Source organism: Mycobacterium sp. SMC-17 (genome assembly GCF_045310915.1).
In the GTDB taxonomy this organism is placed as follows: domain Bacteria; phylum Actinomycetota; class Actinomycetes; order Mycobacteriales; family Mycobacteriaceae; genus Mycobacterium.
This window is the reverse complement of the sequence record NZ_JBJIAK010000096.1, coordinates 1-7,385: the sequence shown is the minus strand read 5'-3', so window position 1 is coordinate 7,385 and position 7,385 is coordinate 1. Positions and strand designations below refer to the sequence as shown.

General features: G+C 62.9%; 5 protein-coding genes. 1 reads left to right on the top strand and 4 read right to left on the bottom strand.

Annotated features, from left to right (window positions below):
- Nucleotides 1–1,158: 1,158 nt before the first annotated feature.
- The 4 genes from ACJH7A_RS29670 to ACJH7A_RS29655 all read right to left on the bottom strand — a co-directional run bounded on the left by ACJH7A_RS29670 (nt 1,159) and on the right by ACJH7A_RS29655 (nt 6,999).
- Complete coding sequence (locus ACJH7A_RS29670; RefSeq protein WP_406803252.1) at nt 1,159–3,252, bottom strand: DUF4259 domain-containing protein; 2,094 nt, start codon at nt 3,250–3,252, stop codon at nt 1,159–1,161.
- Between the two features lie 275 nt (nt 3,253–3,527).
- Complete coding sequence (locus ACJH7A_RS29665; protein ID WP_406803251.1) at nt 3,528–4,868, bottom strand: hypothetical protein; 1,341 nt, start codon at nt 4,866–4,868, stop codon at nt 3,528–3,530.
- Between the two features lie 221 nt (nt 4,869–5,089).
- Nucleotides 5,090–6,190: a hypothetical protein gene (locus ACJH7A_RS29660; protein ID WP_406803250.1), complete on the bottom strand. Its 1,101-nt coding sequence runs from the start codon at nt 6,188–6,190 to the stop codon at nt 5,090–5,092.
- Between the two features lie 251 nt (nt 6,191–6,441).
- Nucleotides 6,442–6,999 carry a histone-like nucleoid-structuring protein Lsr2 gene (locus tag ACJH7A_RS29655; protein ID WP_406803249.1) on the bottom strand — a complete coding sequence of 186 codons (558 nt, stop codon included), beginning with the start codon at nt 6,997–6,999 and terminating at the stop codon, nt 6,442–6,444.
- Between the two features lie 87 nt (nt 7,000–7,086).
- On the opposite strand from ACJH7A_RS29655, the gene ACJH7A_RS29650 reads away from it, so the two are divergent.
- Nucleotides 7,087–7,320, top strand: a complete 234-nt coding sequence (locus tag ACJH7A_RS29650; protein WP_406803248.1) for a hypothetical protein — start codon at nt 7,087–7,089, stop codon at nt 7,318–7,320.
- The last annotated feature ends 65 nt before the right edge of the window (nt 7,321–7,385 follow it).

The window sequence follows — 7,385 nt, the reverse complement described above, 5'->3', positions numbered from 1 at the left end:
GCATCCTCAGTAACGCGCCACGGTGGTCCCATCCCCCTGGCAATCAGGTGGTCCCATCACCCTGGCAAGCGACACCTTCGAGTTGGACGGAATCGAAGCACGTGGTGCGCTCTCACCTGGGCTGGTAACCACGCAACTCGCGTGGGATTTCCAGGAGATCAATCGATCGGACCTCTCTGACTTCATCAATCGCTGGCTGGGTTGGTTTGGCCAAGCGGCGACGGAACAGCTTCAACGCCCGGCCATGATTCCTGAGAAGCCGGCAACCACCCGCCGATGGTGGCAGTCGTAGCGAGCTGACCCGACGCCCAGTCGGCTCGAACCCAGGCCCCACCCCGGTCGCTCAGCCCGGAGATTATTGATTCATTCGATGAATCATTCGTCGTGCCGCACATGGCCCAGCTTGCAGGGACATCGGAATATCAAGGAGTGCAGCGAGTTACAGCGCCCCCGCGTATAAAGCCGCAGAGACGGCGGCGCAATCGAGGTGGCAGATGCACGAAATATGTTGCTATGCAACGCTATCCGTGATTCATCTGATGAAAACGGAGTACTTGAAATGTCATAATATTAATTATCGGTAGCTCGGCTAAGTAGTTTGCTGATACTTCGCGAGCGGTGTTTCGGTTGTCGTTTCCCGTGTCCGATGCAATCTGGAACTTGTTGACGCTAAATCCAGGCCAACGCGAGAGCTGTCCGGACCTGCGCCGTTTTCCAGAACCATCTGAAGTTGCATTGGCCCTGAGCTAGCTCGTGTTTTCTGCAGTAGCCACGTGCCTCGCCGCCCGCACGCGCCCGAATCCATGACTATCTGATAGTGCCGGCCGGGCCTCAGTTCTGACGTCCAGAACCATCTGACAGTGGCGGAATTCCTTGCGCCGACCGCAACGTCTGTCAGTCGGGCGACCTTGCTACGCCCAGCGATAGACTGCACTATTTGTCACGTGACGTTAAGCACCTGGTGTGGCGGGACGTTGCGAACCGGCGGATTACGCTGTCCGTCACCGAAATTGAGAATGAGACCCCCGGCTGCGAATCACTGCTGCACAGGAGAGGCACACCCGCCGGGGAATACACGATCAGGGTACGCCACTATCGGCCGCCGGTCCGCTACCGGTTCGTTCAACGAAGCGACACCGCGCAGCGCGCAAAAGTCGGTCAGCCGCGGCGGCGAACCAGCTTCGCCGCGGCCCTACCGAACGCGGCGAGTCGCACCATCTGATCCTGGCCCCCATCGTCGACTGCCTTGCTGAAGTAAAAGCCTCGTGTCCGGAGTTCGGTCTTGTCTGTGTCGGGTACACGGGTGGCGACGTCGATGATGGCGACGTCCAGGTGTAGGTGCACGCTGTGCAGGGTCCGCGCCCCGGATTGCAGGCGGTAGCGCTCGTCGAGGGAGGCGTCGTAGACCCATGACAGCGGTATGACGCGCGCTTCTGACGAGAACAGCGGCACGTCGTCGTCTCGGATGTCGTCACCCATCCACACGATGAGCCGTTCGTCGTCGATCAGGGCGATCTCCTGATACAGCGATCGCCCCCAGTCCTCGTCGGTGACGCGCCGTTCGATGGTGAAGGCTTGTACCGCATCGAATTCCACGATCCCACCTAGCGCCTCCAGCGCCACCGCGGGGTCACGCAGGTGGGCGGCCACGGCGTCCTCGAGGCGAGGAAATGGTGCCCAGTCCTTATAGGGCTGCAGATCGGTGATCAGCTGGGTGACCGACCAGTGTGCTTCGGATTCGTCCTCGGTCTCCGCCCACAGCTGCGCCCACTCCGACTGCGGTGCCGCCACGGCGCGCAGGGCGTCGGCAGCCGCTTCTCTCAAATCTTCGCTGACCGCGAATCCAGGTTCGGCAGTCAGGGTCTTGGGGCCGAATTCGCTATCGATCGGCGGTCCCCCGGGCAACGCCGCAGCGATCGTCGCAGCTGCCGCGACGATCTCCTGGCAGGCGTCGTTGTCAAGATAGTCAGTTCGCTGCCACTTAGAGAGGGTGTCCTTGAGGAACCCGGGCCGATCGCCAACGGCGACAGCGGCGAATGCGTCGGACCAGTCGCCGGCGCCATCGTTGTCGAATGGTCCAGTGCCCCACGTTCCCACGTTGCGAGTCTCCTTCGGTATGGGCGGCGTCGAATGAAACATCGCTGGCCTGTCCTCGTGCGGCTGGCCAGTGGGGTATCCCGAGGACGCCAAGTCTCGGGCAAGGTCATCGAGTGTTGCCGAGGGATTGATGCTCCGCACGAGCTGATCGGTGATCGGACCAAGAGCGAAGATGTGCTCCAGCGCCACTGGATCGAGGTCGACTTCGAAGTACTCGAACGCGAACGTGCCGTACGCCTCCGCCGGAGTGGGGTCGCACAAGACGCCAAGCATTTCGTGGGCACCGTCTGTGTCGTAGCGATCTAATGCCGTGAAGTCGACCGGCCCGGTGCACCACCGAGAGTCGTGGTGTTCACGCCAGATGCAGAACGTCATGGCGAGAACGCCTCCCGGGCCGGTGAACGCCGGCTCGGTGAGGAACGGCGTGAATACGGCGGGAAGACCATCAACGAGGCCCGGCCACAGTTCTGGGGAGCCGCTATGGCGGGCGTCCGCTCGCCGGTAAGGCGACATCGGCGACTCGTGATCGAAACCGATGATGAACACGCCATCGGCGGTGAACACGATGAAGCAGTGATTGCCGCAACCGTCCCGGATTTCGGCTGCCGAAGCATCCCCGCCCCAGTCAGCGGTAAACGAGTAGCAGCGGCCATCCCAAACCGGGGACAGGATCGCATCCAAGGTCGCGGCGGCCAGGCATCGTCTCCGGAGAATGTCGATGTCCGGCAGCCGAGCAGCGATATCGCGGGCAGTCACCGTGTCACCCATCATGCGGTTCTCGCAGATCCGCGGCGTGCATTCTGCGTCGGCTGCGCGCGGCGGCACCGTCAGATATGGGGTTCTGGATGTACAAGATGAAATCCCCCTGCTTACAACCGAATCAACATTCGGCAGCGATGCCGAACTCTGTAAGGGGTAGTCGGAAAACGTCGCCGGGACCGAACGGCAGTGAACAGTGATCTCCCCCACAGCGGGCAGCCACACTGGAATCCGGTTCTCGCTGATAGCGACCATCGCCTGCGGACTGGGATTGCGTTCTGTCGCAGCGATTGGCCTACCACAGCCTAAGTCTGGGACTAGTCCGACCGACATCCAGACCGTAACCGTGATCCGAATGGACCCGGCGGCGAGCGAGCCGCACCGCATGGGCGCCATGGAAGCCAGGCGTCAAATTCGCCGCCGTCAACGAGAACTGGTCGTCACCGGTTTCAAGCCAGGGTCGGAGTAACCACCTCACCACTGCTCGCAGCTAGTCAGTCATTACGCTCTGATCCACACATAGATGTGGCTATCTTCGTGCGCCGCGGCGGTTGTGAACAACGGGTGCAGCACAGTAATCATGTCGTAGAGATCGGGTACGGCGTAGGTCCTCATCCCTGCCCGACGCAAACCCGCTGCGCGCGAGACCCATCCGCGCGCAGCGGGGCCGCCTACTTCTGAGACAGGGTCAACGGGGAACGCGTCAGATCGACGGACCCATTGATGTACATCGATTGCTGGTCAAGGGTTTTGATGCCCCCGCCGTTCCATTGCCCCTGGCCTGTAACGTTATTGAAGAAGGCCTGACCTGACACGCGGACCGTCAGCCCCGCTGAGCTGTAGTTGTCGATGTTGTCAATCTTGACGCGACTCAAATCGGCCGGCCCCCAGTTGACCGTCCCGTCGACCACGCCGAAAGCCACGGTGTCGCACGGTTTCGGCGGAGCAGCCGCATGCGAATTCGTGCACGCATCGGTGATGGTCTTGACTTGAGCCATGATCGCCGTCTTGGCTGCATCGGTGACCGTGTACGTGGGCTGCAACGATGCACTCGAGCCACCGGTCAAAAGCTGATCCAGGAGAACAGGTTTCGTCGTCACGGTAATCCACTGGTTACTGGAGGCGACGTCCAGGAAGCCTGGAAAAACATAGGCGGCGTTGCCGTTCAACGGCTTTCCGAAAATCGTCAACGTGTTCGCCGCCGCCTGGTTGCCCAGACCCGAGCTGGTGGCTTCGACCTTGATGGCGGCCCGCTCCAGTTTCCAGTGGTCCCCGTCTTTTTTGGCCGTCAGGGTTGTATCGGACGATTTGTCACCGAAGTTCACCGCCACGTGGACTTGGCCATAGCCGATCGCGGAGTTGCCATTGCCGGCCGAGCTGTCGCTGAGGATGCGGATGTTCGTGATCGGCCACTTGGCGATCTGCTGCTTGAGGATGTCGTCAGTCAGGAAGTCCTTCGACGCCGGCTGGTCGCTGCTGAATGCCAGAGCACTGTTCGCGTCCCCGCGTGACAGCGCCTCGAGGTAGCCCTTTACGGCGTCGCCGGCAGAGGCGGCGCTGTCAGGGCCGGAGCTGCTGCTCGTGTTCAGGAACGTCCAGCCAGCAGCACCAACAATCGCCACGACGACCACAATCGCGGCGACGATGAGCAACGGTTTGCGGTTCTTGGCCGGCACTGGTGGCTGCCCGTAACCGTTGCCTCCCGGCGGGAGCCCGTAGCCGGGCAGCGGTGCGACGGGCTGTTGCAGGGCCAGCGGCTGGCCGTAGCCGTTAGTCCCTGGCTGCGGCGGAACAGAGGGCGGCACTGGCGGCTGCTGCGGGGCCAACGGCTGGCCGTAGGCGTTTGTGCCGGGCTGACGCGGCGGATAGTTACCGGGTGAGGCCTGCGGCGGCTGCGCCAGCGGCTGTCCGTACGCGTTGACTGGCCCGCCGGCGCTGGACTGTTGGCCGGGTGCAGGTGGTGTCCACCCACCCCCGTAGCCACCGTTACCGGACCCGGGCATGTTCGTCATTTCTTCCCTGCTCCCCCTATGTTCGACAGGCAGATTGGTGCTGCCGTCACGCACCGTAAGTCTAGGGGGCGCCGGGGAGGCTTCCCTGCACCAAATCACTTGCCAGGCGACGCCACGGCCGATGGGTATTCGCGTCCGAAGCTCGCTGTGCGCCCTGGCGCCCGAGGGGTGCCAGCCACGCGCGACGTCCATCCGAACGGCCGGTGGTCTACTGAGCGCCTCTACCGGACGGCGACGACCGGTGGTGACGTTTTCAGATCAACCGTGCCGTAGATGTACATCGTGTGGTTTTCGGGCGGGCGCGGCTGGCCGTCGCGCCCCAGACCTGTGACGCCGTTGAAGTCCGCCTGCCCCATCACACTGGTCTGCAATCCCTGGTACGGGTCAAGGGTGGTGCCGATCTTGAGGCGGCTGAAATCGGCCGACGGCCAGTTGACGGTTCCGTCTTGCATTCCGATAGCCACGACGTTGCACGGCGACGGGGGCCGATGTAGACGGGAGTTCGTGCAGGTGTCCGTGACGGCTTTGACGCCATTGAGGATCGCGGCTTTCGCGGCCTCGGAGACTTCGTAGGTGGCCGCCAGGTAGGCGGACGTTCCCCCGGTGGCCAGGCCATCAAGGAGGATGGGTTTCGTGGTTACGGCGATGTTGGTGTTCGTCGAAGCCACGTCCAAGAATCCGGGGAACACGTAGATAGTCTTGCCGTTCAACGGCTTCCCGAACATCGTCAGCGTGTTAGGGAGTTCCTGGCTGCCGACGCCAGCTGTCGTGTCGAGTTTCACCGTTGCGTGCGTCAGTCCCCAGCGGCCGTCCTGTTTTTTCACCGTCAGGGTCGTATCGGAGGTCTTGTCGCCGAAGTTCACCGCGATGTGCACTCGACTGAACCCGGTGAGTGAATTGAGAGCCGTTGAGTCGTCGTCAAGGACGCGGATGTTGGTGATGGGCCATTTGGCGATCTGCTTTTTCAGGATGTCGTCGGTGACAAAGTCTTTCGAGGCCGGCTGATCGTTGCTGTACGCCAGGGCGCCGTTCGCGTCGCCGCGCGCCAGCGCTTCGAGGTATCCCTTGACGGCGTCGGCCGCCGAACCGGCGTTCCCTGGGCCGGAGCCGCTGCCGAAGAATTTCCAACCGACACCGCCGGCAACGGCCAGAACAAGGACGATGGCCGCGGCGATCACCAGTGGCTTGCGGCTCTTTTTGCCCGGAGTGGGTGGCTGCCTGTACGGATTGGTCGGGGCGGGTTGCCCGTACCCGGCTGCCGGCGGCACCGGCCCCGGGACCTGGCCGTAAGCGTTGATGCCCGCCGCGGGCCGCTGCGGCACGATGGGCGGCACGGTGGGCGGGGCGGCCGGCTGGCTGGCGCCGCCCCACTGCCCTGCACTTGGCTGCTGACCTACCGTCGGCGGTGTCCAGCCGCCCCCGTAGCCCCCGTGGCCGAACCCAGGCATGTTCGTCATCGCGTGCTCCCCCTGTTTGATACGCGCAGCTCGACGCTGCTGCTGCCGCGTGACGCAAGTTTATTGGGGCCGGCGGGGGCTGCCCGTCACCAGTTTCGGCATGCCGGCGGGGTGTCTCACTGAGCGGCGTCGAAAGCCTCGACCACCGATGCGGAAATGCGGCCCCGATCGGACACCTTGTGGCCGTTGTTGGCAGCCCATGCGCGGATGGCCTTGGCGCGGCTGCGTTCATTGGTGTTCACGGTCGTCTTGCTCGCCGCGGCCTTGCGGGCGGGCGCAGCCTTGCGGGCCGGTGCCGACTTGCTCGCGGCTTCGGTCGTGCGAGACGGCGCTGCCTTGCGTCCTGCCGAGTTCTTCGCCGCGGTGGCGGTTTTGTCTGTCCTCGTGGACTTTTGAGTGCGAGCTGCGGGCTTGGCCTTTCCCGCGCGGGCCACCTGTGCCTGTGCTTTCTTGGCGGCCTTGATCCACGGCGCGATGTCCTTGTCGAACTGGGAACCGTGCTGTTTGGTCAGTACCAAAGTGTAGGTATTTCCTCGGTACGAAAAGTCAACGGTGTCAACGTTCTTCGGGTCGATGTCGGTGTCGTCGAGGTCGTCCACGTAGTCGGTCGTCACAAATGCGGGCATTAGCTCACTTTCTTTGAGGGTCCGATCGAGACTATCGCGCTGCACCACTGAGCGTCTTATTCAGAGTCGCGCTGCTGTACCACTTAGAGCTGAGGCAGCTGTGTGTTCACTTCTGCATTTTCATAAGGTGCGGGGATGATCGAGGACAAAGGACACGATTCCGAGGCGACCTTCACCATGGAACCGGTGGAGGCTCTGATCGCGATGGCCAGGCTCATCGTGACCAAGCAACGCTTCCTCGCCGACGCCGCCCGCGCGTACACAGCCCTGTCTCCGCAGATGAGGCAGACCCCCGAAGGCGCCGCGCTCCGGGCCCATCTCGATGCGCTCGGTCAGCGGACCGCCGAAGGGTTTCCTGGCTCTTCATGATTGACGGTGTAGTTGGGGTCTGAATCCGCCGGTTTCGAGTAGGGATCGGGCGATGTAGTGGGTGA

Coding starts and splice junctions, on each gene's coding strand:
- ACJH7A_RS29670 (WP_406803252.1), bottom strand. CDS start 3,252: ATGGCGCCCATGCGGTGCGGCTCGCTCGCCGCCGGGTCCATTCGGATC.
- ACJH7A_RS29665 (WP_406803251.1), bottom strand. CDS start 4,868: ATGACGAACATGCCCGGGTCCGGTAACGGTGGCTACGGGGGTGGGTGG.
- ACJH7A_RS29650 (WP_406803248.1), top strand. CDS start 7,087: ATGATCGAGGACAAAGGACACGATTCCGAGGCGACCTTCACCATGGAA.